The organism is Candidatus Mycoplasma mahonii (assembly GCF_030550815.1).
GTDB classification, from domain to species: Bacteria; Bacillota_I; Bacilli_A; order Mycoplasmatales; family Metamycoplasmataceae; genus Mycoplasma_O; species Mycoplasma_O mahonii.
In genome coordinates this window covers 121212-142505 of sequence record NZ_CP114583.1, presented here as the reverse complement: position 1 = coordinate 142505, position 21294 = coordinate 121212, and the positions used below count along the sequence as shown (strand labels likewise).

At 29.1% G+C, this 21294-nt stretch carries 19 protein-coding genes and 1 tRNA gene; 10 read left to right on the top strand and 10 right to left on the bottom strand.

Going from position 1 to position 21294, the window contains the following annotated elements; genetic code table 4:
* Positions 1-290: 290 nt before the first annotated feature.
* The 5 genes from O3I44_RS00700 to trmB form a co-directional block, all read right to left on the bottom strand.
* On the bottom strand, positions 291-1256 hold the full coding sequence (locus O3I44_RS00700) for a phosphotransacetylase (protein WP_303717281.1): 966 nt from the start codon (positions 1254-1256) through the stop codon (positions 291-293).
* A 146-nt stretch (positions 1257-1402) separates the two neighbouring features.
* Complete coding sequence (locus O3I44_RS00695; RefSeq protein WP_303717280.1) at positions 1403-1924, bottom strand: dephospho-CoA kinase; 522 nt, start codon at positions 1922-1924, stop codon at positions 1403-1405.
* Positions 1925-1937: 13 nt separating this feature from the next.
* Positions 1938-3041, bottom strand: coding sequence for a redox-regulated ATPase YchF (ychF, locus tag O3I44_RS00690; RefSeq protein ID WP_303717279.1), 1104 nt, complete (start codon positions 3039-3041; stop codon positions 1938-1940).
* Positions 3041-3226 carry a hypothetical protein gene (locus tag O3I44_RS00685; RefSeq protein ID WP_303717278.1) on the bottom strand — a complete coding sequence of 62 codons (186 nt, stop codon included), beginning with the start codon at positions 3224-3226 and terminating at the stop codon, positions 3041-3043. Before O3I44_RS00685 ends, ychF begins: the two co-directional genes overlap by 1 nt.
* Positions 3227-3261: 35 nt before the next feature.
* Positions 3262-3867 (bottom strand): tRNA (guanosine(46)-N7)-methyltransferase TrmB, encoded by a 606-nt coding sequence (gene trmB / locus O3I44_RS00680; RefSeq protein ID WP_303717277.1) that lies wholly within the window; start codon positions 3865-3867, stop codon positions 3262-3264.
* Positions 3868-3897: 30 nt separating this feature from the next.
* Between trmB and O3I44_RS00675 the strand changes: the two genes are divergently transcribed.
* From O3I44_RS00675 to O3I44_RS00665, 3 genes are all read left to right on the top strand, one after another.
* The gene (locus O3I44_RS00675) at positions 3898-5757 is read left to right on the top strand and encodes an MYPU_1760 family metalloprotease (protein WP_303717276.1); all 1860 of its coding nucleotides are present in this window, start codon (positions 3898-3900) and stop codon (positions 5755-5757) included.
* The gene (locus tag O3I44_RS00670) at positions 5751-6305 is read left to right on the top strand and encodes a DUF402 domain-containing protein (RefSeq protein ID WP_303717275.1); all 555 of its coding nucleotides are present in this window, start codon (positions 5751-5753) and stop codon (positions 6303-6305) included. Before O3I44_RS00675 ends, O3I44_RS00670 begins: the two co-directional genes overlap by 7 nt.
* Positions 6306-7043: 738 nt before the next feature.
* Complete coding sequence (locus O3I44_RS00665) at positions 7044-10211, top strand: PDDEXK-like endonuclease domain-containing protein (RefSeq protein ID WP_303717274.1); 3168 nt, start codon at positions 7044-7046, stop codon at positions 10209-10211.
* A 474-nt stretch (positions 10212-10685) separates the two neighbouring features.
* On the opposite strand, the gene O3I44_RS00660 is transcribed toward O3I44_RS00665, so the two are convergent.
* Positions 10686-10919 carry a hypothetical protein gene (locus tag O3I44_RS00660; RefSeq protein WP_303717273.1) on the bottom strand — a complete coding sequence of 78 codons (234 nt, stop codon included), beginning with the start codon at positions 10917-10919 and terminating at the stop codon, positions 10686-10688.
* A gap of 199 nt (positions 10920-11118) precedes the next feature.
* Between O3I44_RS00660 and O3I44_RS00655 the strand changes: the two genes are divergently transcribed.
* A tRNA-His gene (locus O3I44_RS00655) sits at positions 11119-11194 on the top strand.
* 79 nt (positions 11195-11273) lie between these two features.
* Here O3I44_RS00655 and O3I44_RS00650 read toward each other — a convergent pair.
* On the bottom strand, positions 11274-11699 hold the full coding sequence (locus O3I44_RS00650; protein ID WP_303717272.1) for an iron-sulfur cluster assembly scaffold protein: 426 nt from the start codon (positions 11697-11699) through the stop codon (positions 11274-11276).
* A gap of 869 nt (positions 11700-12568) precedes the next feature.
* Between O3I44_RS00650 and O3I44_RS00645 the strand changes: the two genes are divergently transcribed.
* The 4 genes from O3I44_RS00645 to arcC are packed head-to-tail and all read left to right on the top strand — an operon-like array spanning position 12569 to position 17402.
* Positions 12569-13792, top strand: coding sequence for an arginine deiminase (locus O3I44_RS00645; protein ID WP_303717271.1), 1224 nt, complete (start codon positions 12569-12571; stop codon positions 13790-13792).
* Positions 13793-13795: 3 nt separating this feature from the next.
* Positions 13796-14806, top strand: a complete 1011-nt coding sequence (argF, locus tag O3I44_RS00640) for an ornithine carbamoyltransferase (protein ID WP_303717270.1) — start codon at positions 13796-13798, stop codon at positions 14804-14806.
* Between the two features lie 26 nt (positions 14807-14832).
* Entirely contained in the window at positions 14833-16473 is a 1641-nt protein-coding gene (locus O3I44_RS00635; protein WP_303717269.1) for a hypothetical protein, read from the top strand.
* Positions 16473-17402, top strand: a complete 930-nt coding sequence (gene arcC, locus O3I44_RS00630; protein ID WP_303717268.1) for a carbamate kinase — start codon at positions 16473-16475, stop codon at positions 17400-17402. The genes O3I44_RS00635 and arcC overlap by 1 nt, the downstream gene beginning before the upstream one ends.
* A gap of 128 nt (positions 17403-17530) precedes the next feature.
* On the opposite strand, the gene O3I44_RS00625 is transcribed toward arcC, so the two are convergent.
* Positions 17531-18286, bottom strand: a complete 756-nt coding sequence (locus tag O3I44_RS00625) for an MIP/aquaporin family protein (RefSeq protein WP_303717267.1) — start codon at positions 18284-18286, stop codon at positions 17531-17533.
* 157 nt (positions 18287-18443) lie between these two features.
* Between O3I44_RS00625 and coaD the strand changes: the two genes are divergently transcribed.
* Entirely contained in the window at positions 18444-18866 is a 423-nt protein-coding gene (gene coaD / locus O3I44_RS00620; RefSeq protein WP_303717266.1) for a pantetheine-phosphate adenylyltransferase, read from the top strand.
* Positions 18866-19576 carry a type III pantothenate kinase gene (locus tag O3I44_RS00615; RefSeq protein ID WP_303717265.1) on the top strand — a complete coding sequence of 237 codons (711 nt, stop codon included), beginning with the start codon at positions 18866-18868 and terminating at the stop codon, positions 19574-19576. Before coaD ends, O3I44_RS00615 begins: the two co-directional genes overlap by 1 nt.
* Before the next feature lie 78 nt (positions 19577-19654).
* Here the strand turns inward: O3I44_RS00615 and O3I44_RS00610 are convergent, their stop codons facing one another.
* Positions 19655-20542 carry an RluA family pseudouridine synthase gene (locus O3I44_RS00610; protein WP_303717264.1) on the bottom strand — a complete coding sequence of 296 codons (888 nt, stop codon included), beginning with the start codon at positions 20540-20542 and terminating at the stop codon, positions 19655-19657.
* 59 nt (positions 20543-20601) lie between these two features.
* Positions 20602-21144: a hypothetical protein gene (locus O3I44_RS00605; RefSeq protein ID WP_303717263.1), complete on the bottom strand. Its 543-nt coding sequence runs from the start codon at positions 21142-21144 to the stop codon at positions 20602-20604.
* Positions 21145-21294: the final 150 nt, after the last annotated feature.

Below are 21294 nucleotides of genomic sequence, written 5' to 3'. Positions count from 1 at the left end.
CTGAAGTACCCTAAATCTCATTTACAAATAACTTTTTTTCAATAAAGAATGTTTCAGGATAATTGTTCCTTGTTTTGCAAATTATTTTTTTATTAAAACTTCATTTCCATAAACATTTTATTTTTATCCTGATTTATCAGCAACAAAACTCATTTATTTTGTGAAATCATTCCTGTGAATTTATCTTTAAATTATTTTGTTATAACTTGTTTAATATAAATAATCATAAGTAAATTAAGGAAATATCTAAAATTATAAAAAAATATTTAATCGCTTTTATTAATATCATGTTAATTGAATGTTTGTAAGGCGGTTACTAAGGCTGTATTATATACATCTATTGTTTCTGCACCACGCGATAAATCATTAACAGGTTTATTAATCCCAGTAATGATGGGTCCAATAGCACCAAATCCACCCATTCTTTGAGCGATTTTGTAGCCAATGTTTCCAGCTTCTAATGAAGGAAAAATAAAGATTGTGGGATTTTTTGGGAACCCTTTATATTTATATTTTAATTTTCTTACTTCAGGAGAAAAGGCAGCATCAAATTGTATTTCCCCAATTGCAGTATAAGCCGGTTTATAATCATCATTGAATTTCACTGTTGCTTCTCTCACCATAGTTGATCTCTCATGAACTGCAGATCCTGAAGTTGAAAATGATAAAAATGCTATTTTTGTTTTAAAGTCAAGCGCTTCTGCGAACATAGAAGCATTTTTAGCAATGTCCACAAGTTGATCTTTTGTCGGAACAATATTAACCGAAATATCTGAAAAAATATATCATTCATGTGCTTTTTCCATTAACATTACTGATGAAATAGTTTTTATTTCTGGTTTTGGTCCAATGACTTTAAATGCCGAGCTTAGCACAACGGCTGAAGTATCTACTAGCCCACCGATTACTCCATCAACTTCTCCTAGTTCAAGCATGAGCATAGCAAAAATAGGTTTTTTATTAACGACCATTTTTGCTTGTTCTTCACTTTCTTTACCTTTTCTTCTTTCAACATATTTTTTAATAAGAATGTCTTGGTTATTATTTCATTCCTCAATTGAAATAATTGTGCCGTGAAGCTTTTCTTTTTCTGCGTTTGTTTCAACTAATAAAATAGGTTCCAAATGACCATCTGCGGCATGTAGATATGCAGCATTTTGAGCTCTAGTGTCATTACCATCCATAAAAAGAATTTTCTTTTTAGAATCACCACTTTTTTCGTTTAATTTGTTAACTATATATTTTTTAAATGTCATAACATAGACTATTATATTCTTAGTAATAAAAAAAATAAATTAATTTCAAATATATAATTACAGAAATATCTAATGAATTAAAAAAAGATTTTATCATTACTCAATAACCTTAAAATAAATTTTTGTAGATTAGAAGAACCCTTTAATTAGATCAATAATAAGATTTTTTTTAACCTTGTAGCAGAATTCGTAATATCATGATCATTTTCTATTTTGTATTTATATTTTATTTTAATATTATGAATGGGTTGTTTCATAACGTCATAATATTTAAATTTTGATAAATCGTTTTCACCTCTTATAATTAAAATAACAATATGAAAATATTTTTTATACAACTTTTCTAAATTAATATAAGCTGCCATTTCTACAATGCTACCAGATTCTAAGTTAGTTAGTCAATTTACAACATGCGGGTAAACAATATTGTTCATTTGATTCATTTTAGATGAATCTGAAAATAAAATTTTTCCCAAAATTTCTCTATTAACTTCATCATTTTTAATTGCCGTTGGGTAAAGTTTACAAATTTGATAATAGACAACATGACCTTTAACGTATAAAGTTTTTTTAACAAATTCATCTGCATCATAAATATTTGACAAACCTGTTGCCTTTAATAACGTTGTTTTCCCTGAACCTGATTTACCAGTAACTAAAATCAACATTTAGACTCCTTAATTAAACATTAAACCGAAAATGAACAATATCTCCATCAACCATAATATAATCTTTACCCTCAAGCCTCGCTTTACCAGCTTCTTTGGCCCCGTTTTCTCCGCCATTTGAAACATATTCATCATAAGAAATAACTTCTGCCCTTATAAAGCCTTTTTCAAAGTCTGTATGAATAATTCCTGCACATTGAGGAGCTGTATAACCATTTTTGAAAGTTCATGCTCTAACTTCTTTAACTCCAGCTGTAAAATAAGTAGAGAGATTTAACAATTGAAATGATGCTCTTGTTAGTCTATCAAGTCCTGAACTTTTAATGCCAAGATCTGTCAAAAACATTTGCTTATCTTCACCCTCAAGCTGTGATAATTCACCCTCGATAGCTGCAGAAATACCAATTGATCCAACTCCAAGCTTCGAAGCCTCATCTTTCATCAACTTAAATAGTTCAGAATCTTCAGGGGTTGCTACAAATTCTTCAGCAACATTGCCAACATATAAAAGTGGTTTCATGGTTAATAAGTTATAACCCTTTGCTATTTTCATTTCATCACTTGTAAATGCTAATAATCGGCCCGGAATTTCTTTTTCAAAAGCATCCTTTAATTTGAGTACAACACAAAATTCAGCTTTAGCAAATTTGTCACTAGTGTTTTTAACAAGTCTTTCTGTTCTTCTGATAACATTTAAAACAGTATCTAAATCGGCTAGGATTAACTCTAAATTAATAGTTTGCATGTCTCTAACGGGATCGATATTTCCATAAATATGTGTTATATTTTCATCTTCAAAACATCTCACAACTTGAATAATCGCATCAGTTTCCCTAATATTAGCGAGAAACTTATTTCCGAGTCCTTCACCTTTTGAGGCCCCTTCAACAAGACCGGCAATGTCAGTGAACTCAAATGTTGCAGGTAAAACCCTTTTAGGGTTAACTATTTTTACTAATTTTGGTAACCTTTCATCTGATAATTCAACCACTCCAATATTTGGTTCAATCGTTGCAAAAGGATAATTAGCAGCTTCAACTTGTGAATTTGTGATGGCATTAAATAAAGTTGATTTACCTACATTTGGTAACCCGACAATCCCGGCTTTTAAAGCCATTAAATGCTATCCCTTACTCAATTGATTCCATAAACAAGTAAAAATGCCGAAAGAAATGTGACAAATAAAAATAAAAGAGAAAGTATCAAATACTTGTATTTTTTAACATTTAATTTTTTATTGTTCAATGATACAAATTCTTTTGTATGAACAACATTATTTTTTTCAAATTCCTTATTTTCCATAATTAAATTATAAACAAATCAAATTAAAATAACTATTAAAATTTAATTTCTAAATAATTAATTGTTTTCCCTTGTTTTGCTCATTTTTTTTCATATCCAGTCATAATATTGCCTTTGGAGTAATTTGAAGTATGAAAATCTTTTGTTATATTAAATAACTTTATATTGTGTTCTTTTATATGTTCAACTGATCAATCAAATAATTTATCATTATCAGTTTTAAATTTTAAAACCCCATCATTTGTTAGTATTTCTTTATATATATTTAAAAAATTAATGTGTGTTAATCTTCTTTTTTCATGTCGATTTTTAGGTCAAGGGTCACAAAATGTTAATCATATTAAATCTACTTTTCCAACAAACATTTTAGGGATGCTGATAATATCTTCGCAAATTATTTTGAAATTTTTAATTTCCATTTGATCTGCAATTTTGGCTGCCCTTGCTGCGACTGTGGCATATTTTTCGATACCAATAAAATTAATTGTTGGATTTTTCCTTGCAAGTTCAACAATCATTTCACCCTTGCCCATTCCCAACTCAATAACAGTATTGTTGTCAATATTCAATGGAAAATCACTAATAAGTATTTTCGACTCTATTAATTCATTCATTGCATTTGCATTATTTCTTAATCTCATATTAATATATTAAACTATAATGATGTTAATATGATTAAAATAAGCAACACTTTAAAAGTGATCACACTAGGAGTAATCATAGGATCAGTATTAGCTGGCTCATGTTTTGCTACTTATTATATTTTGGTTGATAACTCTAATCCAAAAGAAAAAGATAAAAATAACTCTAATCCATCTACTTTAAAAGAAAAAGATAAATATGAATATACCTCACACACCAAATATATTTTTAGTGATGGTGGGGCAAGCATGGGCGAAGTTATTGAAGATAATGATAGAAATGGTCCCTACATTAGTGAAGTGAACATAACTGATCAAGAAAACTTATATTGGTTGGGTCCTGAAGGTTTAGAAAAATTAAAGGAAAAAATAATAAAAAAGTTAACATATGGGCCTGAAATATTTCTATTAAAATCCATTAGTATTGGTGATGAGAATTTTATTAATGAAGATAATAATGGTTCTTATATTCCATTCACAAATGAGATATTTATTAATACAAAAAACTTGATAAAGGAGTATTTTCCCACTAATTCGGAAAATGACACGGAGGCCTTAACTGATGCTAAAGTCGAGTTAGTATACCAAATCATTTTTCACGAATATTACCATCATATTGCTAATTCATATTTGAATAACGAGCCGCTTGGTACAACTGCTTCATCTAGTGACATTTATTCAGATAAAACAAATGATGATAATCTTGAATTATCAAGAGTCGCCACACCATGAAATAAAGATTTTTTGGATACTTTTAAAAAGAATCTTTATTACGATCGTAACAAAGATATTTCTAATAATAATTTTGATAAACTGGAAGAACCAATTCGATGAAATGATAAAGTATATAAGTCATTAGGGAGTATATATAACTCAAAGAATATTTTTGATATAGCTAATGGGAGGAGGACACCAAATTTTTCCAAATTAGGCCATCACCCTGGTTTTGATGGTTACGTGAGTGCGGTTGGTGAACCGTCTTTCTTAATACCTGTAACCAACAAATCACTAATATACACAAATTCTATGAGTGAATTGTTTGTAAGAAAATACCAACAGCTAATTGAACCATACTACTATAATAAATATTTCCCTAACATTGGTATTCCTGGTGTTGTGCGTACAGAAGGAAAGAAACTGCTAACATCAGAATTACTTTACAACAGAAGTAGTTATGAAAGTCTATCAGAACGAAAACACATATACCCTTTTTCTCATGAAGTGATAGTTCAAAGATATTTGGATGATGGCCCCTTTGAACCAAATGGAGAAAAGAATGAGCGGTCTATAAAATTATATGAAAATTTGGATAAGCATTTTGGTCATTCTTCAGGTGATGACATTTCATTTATTTGGTCAAAAAATGATTCTAAACTTTTGAATACTGATCAAATTTATATATCCGTTGATGATATGAATGAAAAAATTAAATTTGGCGGTTATATAAACGAAGCAGAATCAAAAAAATATAAATATATTGGTTATTGAAATAATGGTGGGGTATTCATTTCAATTCCAATCGACATTCATGATTTTACATATAAAAGCAAAGAAACATTAACGGCGACTGAATATGAACCTTTGAATATTGAAATGGAAAACAAATTTTATATCCTTGATAATTGGGTTATCGTTGATGACATCCAAAACAAAACATTATTTTTTTCCCAAACCAGAAATGGTAAATTAGCTAATGGCGAAAATGCCACAAGCCCATTAAAGTCAGTTAGAAACTCTGATGAAACTGGTTATGCAACAACTTGGTCACCTTCATCTATTGATTATAAATTGTATACAAATGATAAATATAAAACATATGCAGGTATACAACAAAATGATTCATCAATAGAGGGTGGTGTTAAAATAATGATAGGTGAAAAAACATGATAGATAAAATGAAAGAAGGACAGATCGTTAATATTCAAGCATATAAACATAGCGGGTTGTTATATAGACAATGAAATGGCGCTAAGGTTATTGAGGTATCTGACCAAGACGTCGTGTTACTAGTTTATAAAACTAAAGTAATTGAAGAAAAACAGCAAAAGTGAACCGTCAGGGAACCAATGCTCTGGTGATTATCCAAGGAAAAGTGACACAATACAACCGGATTAATAAGATCATCAGGTACTTACTTTTATACTAACTTAGCTTCTCCTTTTATATATGAAGAGGGCACAATAAAATATATTGATTATGATTTGGATGTAAAAGCATATCCAGAAAAACCTATTAAAATTGTTGATAGACGTGAATTTGAAGAAAACAAAATAGAGATGAAATATCCTGAAAAATTAATTCATATTATCGAGAACGAAACAAAAATTATTGTCAAATTAATTAATTCTGGTGACTCTTATTTTGATGAAGAGGTCATAGCACAATGAGTAGAAGAATTAGTTAATAAAAATTATATCAGCGAAAAATTCATTAAATAGATAAGTGTAGATAATTTTAGAAACTATAATTTATTTTTCAAAGCTGCTTTTAAAATAACTATTTATATTTTTAACATCAATAATTTTAATATTATTTCCATCTAATTCCTTAAGTCTTTTGGTAACACATCATCAATTTCTAAATCAAACAATAAATATTTTTACTGTTTTCATTCAAGATTATTTCAAGTTGTTCAATGTTTAAAAAAATTAATTGCACTACTTAATGAAACTATTTTTATTTCAAATAATTTGTCCTCTTCCCATTTTCTCCATCAAACAAAATCTAGCCTAATCACCCTACCTTATAAAGGATAGTAAGGTTCAACAACATACTCAATATCATTTGTTTTACAGTAGACACTAACTCGTCAATAATTTTTTCTCCTATTAATTTATAAGTCTTATTCAACGATGATTTTTCTTTTAGAATCTCTTTTACAACTTTTACTCTTTATGATTTCCTGAACTATATACCCTTTAAGTTAAAATAAATGAAAGCATCACAACTATACATCATATATAGGCAGCTACAACCATATGTATTAGCTGCAAGTTTAACCTTACCAATTATTTTGTCTTGTTTTATTCATTTATTGATCTCTTCATATTTTTTGTTTTTAAACATATATAAGGTGCATGGTTTAAACTTAATGTCAATAAGTATGATTTTAGCTTTCTGCAAATAAGATACGCTGTTTTATTTGCATAGACTATTATTTTATATATAATTTATCTATGAAAAAATTTAATGAAAATAAAGCTGCTTTTATGAATGTTAACAAGAAATTGGAAAATAGGCCAGAATATAAAAAGATGTTAAATAATCTTCTGGGGATTGGGAATCGAGATAATGCTATTTTTTCTTCTTCCAAAATAAATAATATGGATTTATTAAGTTTGTTATCACCATCAGACTATAAAAAAATTTTTAAATCAGAAACATTCAAAGTGGAAATTACTAATACCAATGATGACATAGCAATAAAATCATTAATTTCATCAAAAACAATCGATGAGTTTATTTGGTTTGCAGATAACAACGCTATATATATTTCTATCACAGATAGAAAGCTCTTGGAAGATAATTTCATTGACAATAAAGTCGGAATCATAAACAAATTAAAAAAACAAAAAAATAAATTTATAGCAAAATGAAAGAAAATTAAAAATAAGTATTTAGACATGCAATCACAAACTAACAGTTGACCACTTTATATTGGCAGTATGTTCATAAGTGTGAGAACAACTTCGTCAACACTTTATGCACCACTAATTATGAAAAAAGTTGAAATAGAAATAACACATTCCAATAAAGTGTATCTAAAGTCGATAGACCCATCAGTGGATATCAACGAAAAATTATTATTCCTTTTACAAAAGGAATACAAATTCAGTTTATCAGCTTTAGACGCTGAAGAAAAATATTCTATTAATGATGTTGCCGAAAAATATAGTAATGATCTAAACAAGATTATTGATTCTAATTTCAGTTTTCAAGCTAAATTTCAATTTATGACAAAAGCCACAGTTAAAAACCTTGAATTAAAATATGAGGCAGGTGTTGTCCTCACATTTGTTTCTCCATCGGGTGGGGAACTACGCAATAAGTTGATTGACATTTTAGACACTCAAAAAATAGAAGATCTTCTTGACATAGATCCGTTAAAAAATATAAATAAAGAAGTGGATGATTATTTAAAAAATCAAAAACACATATTTAGAATAACAAAGACTGATTTATCACAAGAAAAGGCAATCATTGGATCATTAATTGATTCATCAATTATATGGGGACCCCCTGGGACAGGTAAATCACAAACAATATCAAACATAATTGCAAATTTACTTGAACAAGACAAAAACGTAATAATAACATCTGAAAAGAAGGCTGCTTTAGATGTAATTAAAGAGAGAATGGGTTTGTTGGCAAAATATATGTTTTTTGGTCTTGTTGATAAAAAATATGTAAACAAAGATGAATTTTATAAACCTTTTCAGGAACTATTGAAAATGGTTGTTTCATCCACACAATTAATACATAATGATGGTTCTCCTTCAATAACAAATAATCAATTAGAATACCTAGAACAGGCATCTGCGTTAGCTGATGAAGATTTAAGTGCGGTTTCACGGTTATCTTCATTGAATAACAATAATCATAAGTGCGTCAAAAAAATGTTTGATAATAACCTAATATTAAGGGAATCTTTGTTTGTACAGAAAATAACAAATGGCGAAAGTTACTTGGAAGCAATAACTTCAATGAATATCAAAAAGACTGGCTTTTTTTTCAGAAGATACCCAAAAGATGTTCGAGTTATGGATTATTTATTGAATAAAAATAAAATAGAGAAAACTTATGTTAAATCATTTATGGATATCAAGAACCATGAAAATATTTTTCAGTCAAATGAAATAATTGAGACTGAAAAAAAATACATTTTACAATCAAATGATAATGTAGATCACATGGCTTACTTAGACAATTTATTAGCAAGTCGTTTCAGAGAAAAAATAAATCGGATTAAACAAATGCCAAAGTATGAAAAAAAAATTATAACTTTTTTAAAAAATGTTAATTCTGGATTTAGGGTTCCTTATAAATTTGCAAATATATACAAAGATATTATTGATGAATTATTTTCTGTATTTGTTTCAACACCAGATACATTAGCTGGAATAATTAATATGGATGCTCAGTATGATTTCGCTATATTTGACGAAGCATCACAACTGCATTTAGAAAAAGCGATTCCATTTATTAGTATTGCAGATAAGTCTATTATTTCAGGAGATAATCAACAAATGAGGCCAACAAATTACTTCATAAGTAGAGATAACTCTGATGTGGAAGACGATAGTGAGGTTAATGTTGATTCATTACTTGAATATGCCTATAGAAAAGGGCTTGGAGATAGTAGGGAATATATGCTTTCAAAAAATTACAGATCCATGAATTCTGAATTAATGATTTTTTCATCAAAAGAGTTTTATAATTCCGAGCTCGATACCGTGGATGCGCATGGTTTTGATATAGAGTCAATTATTGTTTTTGATGTAAAGGGTAAATGAGAAGGCAGAGTTAATGAAACAGAAGCAAAAGCTACACTTGAATGTGCATTAAATAATTTAAAAACATTTAAGTCAATAATTATTCTTACTCTGAACTCTACACAAAAACAACATATTGATGCATTGATATATGAAGATCCTAATTTTAAAAATATTATTGATGCCCTAGAAAATGATCAAATTAAACTTAGGAATCTTGAAAATATCCAGGGTGACGAAGCTGACTTGGTTATTATTTCTGTTGCCTATGATAAAACCGCAAGATTATCTGCAACATATGTTGCTAAGTCTACCGGTAGGAATGCTTTAAATGTAGCAATTTCCAGAGCCAAATCAAAAATGATTGTGTTTAAATCAATATCCTCATTTGAGGTTACTGGTTCCAATAAAAACGCTTCCATTAATACATTTAAATCATGATTGGAATATCTTGAGCTATCTTCAAAAGAACGAAAAGGAAACTATCTTAGTGTTGATAGTCATAAAGAAAGCGAAACATTTGATTCGTCCTTTGAAGAAGATGTGTATGACTATATTAAAGAAAATTTAAAAACTTCTAAAAAAGTTTACATAATGACACAATATTCAGTCGGTTCATATAAAATTGATATATCTATTATGAACAATAAAACTCACAAATTTATGCTCGGAATTGAGGTTGATGGTTATAAATATCATTCGGGTTTTGAAAAAATGGTTAAAGATATTGAAAGACAAAAATTTCTTGAAGCTAAAAATTACCCTATTTATAGAATAACAGAGCTAAATTGAAAGATGAATAAAAAAGAGGAAATTAAAAAAATAGAATCTTTACTAAAAAAAATAAAATAATTAGAATGCAGGAAGTTTTTGCAATACAAAATGCCACTATAATTTAATGCTTGAATTTTCTTCTTTATCAGTTAAATTCTTCATTTCTTTATGAGATTTTTTGACATTAATCAAAATATCATTTTTTTGCTTCTTTTATTGTTTTAAAATCGTCTAGTAAATTTAAAAATAATGATTGTTTTGCAAGTTTAGAAATTTTTAAAGTTAAAGAGTTTTTTTACAATGAATTTTTACCATTTATTGGACAATTTTAAAAATTATTGCATGTTTTCGTGAATATATTTCATTCTAATCACATCGCCCTTTGAATAATTAACAATTTCCTTAATTAAAGTTCTCATATTTATTGGTTTTTTATACCATTTAAGTTCAATGTTCCTTGCACTTCCATACAACACATAACTAGCAAATGCAGCTAAAGCTCCATCATGAAAAAGTTCTCTTTTGATAATAAATTCTTCCTCAATATTATTGCTAAAGAATTTTTGAATTTTGGAAAATAATTATTAGCCGGAATATTTTTTTGGTTGCTCTTGCAAGCAAAATCATTTTACCTTTGGAAATATCAATCAACTTAACTCCTTTATAAACTTTAAATAAGATCTTCCTTTGTAAAATTGGTGCAAATGTAACAAATTCCACATTTTCTCTATTAATGAAAAAACTTTTATTACCAATAATAACTCTGATGTCTTTTAATATTTGCATCCTTAATATTTCAAAAATATTTGTTATGTCTATATTATTAAAATTCAACAAGAATGTCTTTGTTTTAAATTTTTTGCCTACATACATACCCAATGAATAGGCATAGAATTATTATAAACACCTTATTTGAATAATTCATAAAATCAAAAAATATTATAAGTATTTCCTTTTTATCATATAATGATTAAGCAAATAAATGGCGATTGTGGTGAAGTGGTTAACACATCGGCTTGTGGTGCCGACATTCGCGAGTTCGATTCTCGTCAGTCGCCCCATTTTTTTATAACTTTTTTGCCTAATGAAGTCAATATGAAAAGACTATTACACATAAAATGATTGATAGTATTTAAATTACTAATTAGATGATTCAAGTTCAGTCAGGATTGTGTTTGATCCCATAAGGGCACATGTAATCCGATTAAGGTGAATATGAACATTCTCAAAAACAACAAAATCCCCTAATTCTATGTTGTCGGTTTTTCCTTCTTTAATAAACACCTCGTAGTTTTTTAAAAAGACTATGGCATCTTTTTTATTTTTGCCTTTTAAGTATTTAGCCATTATATTAAGAGCTGATGTGGAAATAGAACACCCTTCACCATTGAAAAGAATATCGAAAATTAAATTATTGGATGTCTTTATAAAAATATTGAAATGATCTAAACATGTCAGCGAGGACGCCTTCAATTCTATGTATCCTCCCGGAATATTCCTTGTAAAATTAGATGGATTTTTGTAATTATCCATAATTATTGACCGATATGCGTTTCTTTTATTCATAATTTCTCCAATCTTTTAGTTGTATATAGTTCTTTAATTGCTCAAATATAATGGGCCTTTTAAACTCATCAAACTAGCAACCTTTGCATATATTATATATTTTTATAAAAAAACGCCACTCATTTCACATAATTTGTTTATCAATTTTTATCCTAACTTAATATGCAATCTAAAGTGTAGAAATATTTTTTCAGGTTTACATGGAACATTTTCATTTTAATATAGGTTCATCTTGGTACCAATAGAACAAAAATAAATACTGTTTTGTGCAAGGATAAGTGACATAATTTTCAGTAATAAAAATAAGGTTTTTCAGTGCAGTTATTGGTTATGCTGGATTATATTTTATTAAATGTTTTTGAATAGTAATTATTGATAAATTTATTTAGGATTAATAAATCTTTATTTATATATTTATTTAAACTTTTTTTCTTAGAAATTAATCGTCTTATAATTTTATGTTTATTTTCTAGCGTCCCTTTTCTTCCTGATTAGTCTCTAAATCAATTGTAAGGCAAAGGGGCCTTTCATAGCGGACATTATTATGATAACCTTTTAACAATAGAGTGAAAATACTAAATAGTTTAAACTTGTAATTATTTACAATAAAGGCACTAAACACAAAAACTAACAAAGTTATAAATAATTTATGGGATATTATTATATTGTATATTTATTATGTAAACCTGTTATTTGATATATAATATTAGTATGAATGAATATTTATATTTTCTTTCAACAAATGTACAAATCTTTTTAAATTGAATTTATATCAATATAACTTCTTTCTTTATTAATATCCCTCGAGGAACCTGAGGCCCGTTTCTGCTTTTTATATATTAAAACAAACCAATATGAAAAGGAGAAACATGGAATTAAAAGTATATAGTGAAATAGGCAAACTAAAAAAAATTCTAGTTCACAGACCTGGCAAAGAAGTACAAAGAATTTATCCAGAAATATTTGAAAGGCTTTTATTTGACGACATAATGTATCTAAAAGTTGCTCAAGAAGAGCATGATTATTTTACTGATAAATTAAAAGAAGAAGGCGTTAAAGTATTTTATATAGAAAAATTGGTAGCTGAAGTATTGGATGCTAATCCAAGCCAAAGAGAAAAATTTATTGATTCTTATCTAAAAGAAGCAGACATAAGAAGCAAATCAATTTATGTCGCTGCAAAAAAATTCTTTTTAGATATGAAAAATAATTTGGAGATGGTAAGAGCAACAATTGCTGGAGTTAAAAAATCAGAAATTAAACCTGACTTTTCCAATAATTTGACGGATCTAGTTTTAAAAGATGATGCTTATCCATTTTATGCAGATCCAATTCCAAATATTTTATTTCAAAGAGATCCAATTGCAACAATTTTCGATGGAATGAATCTTCACAAAATGTATTCAGTAACAAGAAGAAGAGAAAGTGTTTATTATGAATACGGATTTAAACTTCATCCAGAGTTTAAAAATATAAAATATATTATGGATCCAAGCGATGATGGAACCATAGAAGGTGGAGATGTTTTGGTAATGAACAAGGAAAATATTTTTGTCGGTATTTCTCAGAGAACAACCGCTGTTGGTGTTGAAATATTGTCTAAAAAATTATTTAAAAGATATGATCACCTAAAAATTGTAGTTGGAATCGAAATCCCAAAAAGTCATGCAACAATGCACTTAGACACCATTTTAACTCAAATGGATCACGATAAATTTTCAATAGATGCTGATTTTGCTCACGATAAATACACATCTTTTGAAATAACTAGAGGATTAAACGATGAATTGAATATTAAAAAATCAAATGACAATATTTTAACTATTTTACAAAAACACATTCACCCAAAAACACAATTAATTATTGTTGGAGGAGACGAATATGTTAGATCTAAAAGAGAACAATGAAATGATGGTGCAAATTGTCTATGCATTGAACCAGGTAAAATTATTGTTTATAACAGAAACGTCTACACAAACAAAGCTGTTAAAGCCGCAGGTATAGAAACTATTGAAATTAAATCAAGTGAATTATCCAGTGGAAGAGGTGGACCAAGATGTATGTCCATGCCACTAGAAAGGGAGAATATTTAATATATGCAAAATATGAGAGGAAAAAATTTCATTAAAATATTGGATTTATCAAATGATGAGTTTAAATATTTATTAAAGCTTTCCCATAATCTAAAAGCTCAAAAATACAACGGAATTGTAGATAAACCACTAAATGGTAAATCAGTTGCATTGCTATTTCAAAAAGATTCAACTAGAACAAGGTGTTCTTTTGAAATAGGGGCCGCTGATTTAGGAATGCATACTGTGTACATTGGTCCATCTGGATCTCAATTTGGAAAAAAAGAATCCATAGAAGATACTGCAAAAGTTTTAGGAAGAATGTTTGATGGAATTCAATTCAGGGGATATGCTCACAAAGATGTTGAGCTTTTAGCTCAACATTCAGGAGTTCCAGTCTGAAACGGTCTTACAGATGATTGACATCCTACACAAATGATCGCTGATTTTATGACAATTCAAGAATATTTTGGAACTGACTTAAAAGGTAAAAAAATTGTTTATTCTGGAGACGGAAGAAATAATATGGCCAATTCATTAATGGTTTCTGCTGCTAAATTAGGAATGCATTTTGTGATGCTATCTCCTAAAGAATTAATGCCAGCAAAAGGCCTAGTTACCAAATGTGAAAAAATAGCTAGCGAAACTGATGGAAAAATAGAATTAAGTTCTGATTGAAAAATAGCGACAAAAGGAGCTCATGTTATCTATACTGATGTTTGAGTTTCAATGGGGGAATCTGACTGAAATGGTCGTTTAAAATCACTTCATAAATATCAAGTAAATATGGATATGATCAAAAATGCACATGAAGATGTTATTTTCCTTCATTGTTTACCTGCTTTTCATGACACTCATACAACTGTCAGTTATGAAAAAGCAAAAGAATATGGAAATAAGTATCCTAATGTAAAAAATGGAGAATTTGAAGTGACAAATGCTGTTTTCAGATCAAAATACTCAAAAGTATTTGAAGAAGCAGAAAATAGACTTCACTCTATAAAAGCAATTATGTTAGCTACTATTGGTCAGTAAGTTTTAGATATTAAAAGGAGATAAAAATGAAAGATAAACAAATGAAAAAGAAAAAATATATACCTTCATCATTTTTAGTAATTATTTCTATCATGGTTGCATTTATTGTAGCTTCATGAATAGGACAAGGACTTTCTAGTGATATAACTGGTGTAGGTCTATTAGATATCTTTACTTCTATTTGACATGGATTTAAAGACAAGGCAGATGTAATTCTATTTATATTCTCAATTGGCGGTACCTTAGGTGTTATGACCAAGATCAAGAGTATAGATGCAGGAATAGATGCCCTAGTTGGAAAATTAGGTAATAAAGTTTGATTATTAATACCTGTACTTATGTTTGTATTTGGTATGGGTGGTACATCATATGGTATGTGAGAAGAAACTATTGCTTTTATACCTGTTTTAATACCGGTATTTAAGAAAGCTGGCTATGGTGCTTTTACAGCTATACTAGTTATATTAATGGGATCTGGCATTGGTTGTTTAGCATCAACAGTTAACCCATTTTCAGTGGGGGCCGCAGTTGCTGCCATTAATGATAACAAAAGTATGGTTGATGCCGGTATCAGCATAACTTCTGGAGTTATGCAAGGAACAAGATGGGTTTCATTCTTTATATATGAAATAGTTGGAATTTTAATGGTAACATTAATAGCTGCAAAATATAAAAAAGGAATCGGAGCTAATATGAAAACTGATTTTGAAGCCAAAGAAAAATGAGGATATACAAAAAAATCTGGAGGCGGATTTATAGAATCAGTTAAAGGTATTGGTGTAAGTATGGTTTCTTCTGTAAGAAGAGGAAGAATAGTAGATGGACTGGACAACAAACTAATTGAATCAAGATTTAAAGAAGTTGAATTAATTGAATTTACAAGAAAAAGAAAATTATCACTTGCATTGTTTGTTCTTGCTTTTGTGTTAATGATTATTATGTATTTGCCATGAGGTAACTGAATATCTGATCTTACCACACCGACTGCAACTTATGAAAAATACATGTTCTGATTTGCTTCAACAAAAGGGTCAGGTTATGCTCCAATTGGAGATTGATACTTTACTTCTGTTGCTGCATTATTCTTAATTGTTGCAGTATTGGTTTTCGCAATGAATGTTAAAGAATTTAAATCTGAAAATGAAAATGTTGAGGAAGGATTTATTTCATCATATATGGCAGGGGTTAAAGATGTTTTAACTGTTTGTTTATTGATTGGAACAGCCGCAGGGTTAGGATCAATATTAAACGCAACAGGATTTGGTAAATTTATAGCTGATAAATCAGCTAGAGGACTAACTTCATGAGTTGGATTTGGTATTGTTATATTTATTATTTCTATTATTTTATCAATGCTTGTTCCTTCAACATCAGGATTCGCAGCAGCCTTTATACCAATATTTGCAAACATCGCTGTTACCGCATTTCCTGGTAGAGAAACAACAGCGATAGGACTTGCTATGATGGGATTCTTATTTGCAAGTGGAATTGCAAACTTAATTACCCCAACATCAGCAGCGTTAATGGGTTACACCGCTTATGCAGGAGTACCATATAATGTTTGAATTAAACAAACTTGAAAAATCACACTAAGTTTATTCATAGTTGGATTTGTGTTAATACTAGCATTCTCATTAGCAGCAGCTGGTGGAAGCGCATTATTCTAATGAATACAATAGTGTTAGCACTAGGTGGAAACGCCTTAGGAAAAACACCTTCTGAACAAAAAATAACTGTTAAAACAACAGCTAAAACAATTGTAGATTTATACAATGATAATCATAATGTAGTAATTGTTCATGGAAATGGACCTCAAGTTGGTTGAATAAATAATTCTTTCATGAAATCTTTTCAGGATAAAATTTCTAAGGAAATTCTTCCTTTTCCTGAATGTGGAGCTATGTCCCAAGGATATATTGGTTATCACATTCAAAACGCAGTTCAAAACGAATTATTAGACAGAAAAATAAAAGGCAATGTAATATCTCTAGTTTGTCAAACTATTGTTGATAAAAATGATCCCGGATTTAAAGATCCTTCTAAACCAATTGGTGATTTTATGTCAGAAAAAGAAGCTAAAGAAATTGCCACAAAAAATAATTGAAAAGTGAAAGAAGATGCCGGAAGAGGATGAAGAAGAGTTGTTGCTTCACCAAAACCAGTAGATATGCCCGTTTTACCAATAGTAAGGAATTTGTTAAAAGACAATATTATTACAATTGTTGGTGGAGGTGGAGGAATACCTGTTATTAATAATGGCTCAATTGAAGGAGTGGATGCAGTTATTGATAAAGATTCCACAGCTTCATTTATTGCTGATAAATTAAAAGCAGACAAATTTATTATTTTGACAGCTGTTGATCAAGTGAAAATCAATTACGGAAAAGAAAATGAAGAATCACTTGCTACAACTAATCTAGATGATCTTAATGTTTACATCAAAGAAAATCAATTTGCACCCGGTTCGATGTTGCCAAAAATATTAGCAGCTATGGAATTTGTTAAAAATACAAGTATGCCTGCATTTATTGGCGACTTGAAAGATGCACATAAAATCATCGCTGGTAAAGCTGGAACAATAATAACAAAAAATTAATTAACCATTATGACTAAACCATAAAAAACAAACAACTTCAAAAGGAGTTGTTTTTATTTATGATATGTAATTTAAACCAAAATAAGTTAGGATATTTTTTGTTTTAACTTGTTTTATTGACTTGGTGGTTAATGTTTTAAGTAGTAATTAGCTAAGTATCCAAGTCCAATACCAATTGATAAGTTAGCAAGTAACCCCGATAGTTCAGATACAACAGGTTTTTTGGGTAATTTCTTAGTAATAACAATTGTCGCCAACATCTTACCAAATCAGATTTGAGCATTAAAATTAGCTGCTCCAAATTCTTCAAACATGCCCACTAATATGAATTTACCAGCGGCAGCTGTTAAGGCAAGTTGGAAATGACCAAATGTTGAATAATCCAGGTTACCTATACTACCATTTTGGTTAATTAATAAGAGCACATAACCTGCAATTGGTAAGAATCAAAAAATATTTCCTACCACTTCAATACCGACCGTGTGCCCCACGGATTGCTTAGTTCAATTAAAAACACTATTCAGTTTAACGTCTTTAATAAAATATGTTGTAAATAGCAAGGCACCAATTGTTGCCATAATAGAACCTATTAATTGGAATCCGATAATAGCAGGAACTTGGTTTCAATGACCTTCTATTGCAGCAACCATTAATGTAATACCTGGATTGATCTGTCCAAATCCGCCAAATCCTACAGCAGCAGTCGCAGAGAACAAAACTGCGAGTGCGACTATGACACCCATAAACATTCTTTTCTTGAATACAGTGTCAATACCGTATTTTTTCCTATGGACAATAATCATTGCCAATAAAACCGCAAATGTGAGTGTAAATGAACCAATCATTTCCCCAGTTTCGTTTTTTCAATTAAATCATTCTATCATACTCTCCCTTTCAATGTATATCTTAAATTAAGATTAAAATATTATACTATATAGTTAATAAAATAACCTTATATTAACATATTGATATTTTTATAGAAAATAGTGTTTAAAATAAAATGAATTTTAAATTTAATCATATATTTTATATAATTATATTATGAGAAAAGCAATATTCGCAGGGTCTTTTGATCCGGTCCATAAGGGACATATCCAAATAATTACTAAAGCATCACAACTATTTGATGAACTGCATGTGGTTGTAGCAAATAACCACTTAAAGACAAATCAAAACAATATTGAAGATAGACTAAAAATTATGAGAAAAAATAAATTTCCCTCTAATGTTTTTATTACATATGTTAATGAAAAATACATCGGAACATTTGCAAAAGAAATGAATATAAAATACTTAGTTCGTTCAGCTCGAAATAATATTGACTTTAATTATGAATTAGACATGGCTAAACTGAATAGAGAAATTAATAATAATCTTGAAACTGTTTTAATTATTCCTGATTATGAGGATATTATATATAGTTCATCTACTTTTAAAGACTTTGTTATAAAGGACAATAAATAATGGTTATATATATAGATATCGGAAATACAAACATAAAGATAAATTTTAATAAATATTATGTTTCGTATCCAACTAAGCAGAAATATTCTGTTGATTCATTTTATAATGCTCTTCCTAAGGAACTAAAAGGGAGAATCACTAAAGTCTTTATCTCGTCAGTTGCTCCTAGTGTTTTGGACTTAATAAATGGTGTTAGTAAAAAATATTGAGGTGTTTTACCCAATAATATTGCCTACCCTATGAAAACAGGTATTAAAATAAATGCTGATCAGCCAAAAAAAGTTGGTGCTGATCTTGTTTGTCTTGCTGCGTTTGCTACCACAAAAGGTAGTAACTGTATCATTGTTAATATGGGAACAGCTACAACCATTACCCATGTAGTTGATCATGCTTTTATGGGCTGTGTTATTTTGCCTGGCTTCATGACATCTCTTTATTCATTGTTTAAATCTGCTGCCGCAATTGGTGAAACAGCGCTCTATGTCCCAACAAATAAAAAAATCGGACATAGCACGGAAGAATCAATTTCAATTGGAATGATCCGTGGCCATGTTCATATGATTAATGGTTTGGTTAATGATATTGACCCCAACGCAAAATTAATATTATCAGGCGGTAATTCTAAAAATATTGCAAAATATCTTACTAATTTTAAATATGTCAAAGAAGCAACAATTGAGGGTATGAAAATAATTGTAAAAGATATGTAGTTATCACATTCCTAAATAATTAATGCCAATATATTGTTCTGAGAAAAACACTTAATGTTAATGATTGAGCCATTACCATTAAGTTTTTTGGATATTATTTATTGTCAATTGTTCTGGCAAAGGACATTCAAACATCATTAATTTTTTTGTCAAAGGATGAACTAATTGTAGCTTTGTAGCATGTAGTCTCTGTCCAAAGTCATCTATTTTTGCTCCGTATAAAGGATCACCAATGATTGCATGCTTTATATGGGCTAAATGGACCCTTATCTGATGCGTTCTACCTGTCTCTAACTCACACCTGACCAAAGATGTGTCATAATAGTTGGTATGTGCATAAACATGTGTAATTGCATCTTTTGAATTAAGCCTTGTAACTGACATTCTCTTCCTGTTTCTTGGATCTCTTCCAATTGGAACTTTAATATGAACAACTTTATTTTCCATTCTACCCTTTATTAATGCAAAGTAAGTTCTTTTAATTAAATGATCTTTTAGTTGTTCGGAGAGAAATTTATGGGCATCGTTTGTTTTTGCAACAACCAAGAGACCAGAAGTATCTTTATCAATTCTATGAACAATTCCTGGGCGAGTCACTCCATTTATATCAGATAAATCTTTGAACCTATATAGTAGGGCATTCACAAGTGTACCATCTTTGTGACCAGGCGCTGGATGAACCACCATACCTGACGCTTTATTAACAACAATGATGTCATCATCTTCATAAATAACATCGATTTTAATATCCTGAGGAATTGCCTGGATTTCTCTTTGGATAATTCTTGTTACAAGTATTTCATTTCCTTCTTGTACAGTAAAATTTGTTTTCCTCACTTGAATGCCATCAACAAAAACTGCATGACCATCGATTAATTTTTTTATATCGGATCGTGATATTTCAGAATTAGATGCTATATATTTATCAATTCTATCTTTGCTTTCAACTTTTAATCTTGTTTCCATTGTAATTACATTATACATATGACAAATAGAAAAATATCATTAGATATTTACTATAACATTTATATTTTACTAGTATTTAGTGAATCCATTCCGTTTGCAAACGTCTTGATAATGACGGTTGCTGAATCAATAACTCTTCTGTGATATTCAATCAATAATTTTCTTTTAGTTGATGGCATTTTCTGTGTAGAATATAAAAAACTTTTGCCACCAAGAACTTTGATAAACAAGGGATCCAAAGCTTTTTTAATTTCTAAAAAATCAGATGCTAAATCAGCATAAATACTTTCTTTTAACTTATTTTGATTTTCCTGATTAATGGGAATAAGTCTTGTGCCAGTATTAATAATGGAATAATCAAAGTAAGTGGATTCAACATTTTGTAAACATCTTATGGCTTTTTTATTTGCAGCAATTAGTTCTTCAGGATGATCAAAAAAGAATTTCCGAGCTAAATCATCATTTCTGCTGTTATGAATTAACTCTGTTAATGATTTGTTAGCTTTTCTAGAGTTATAGGAAGCAATAATTCCAAACAAAATACCTGTTACTCCTAAAGTTAGTGAAACCGTTCATAAGATAATGTTTTCAGTTGAGTTCATAAACTAATTATAAATAAAAAAAAGAAAAAATGCCTATTTAAACATTCCAAAACATTGGATTTTGAATTAAACCATATGACAAATGTCATAACATTACATCATTTTTATATTAGAAGCCAAAATAATTTCTTCATGCTCTTACATATATTT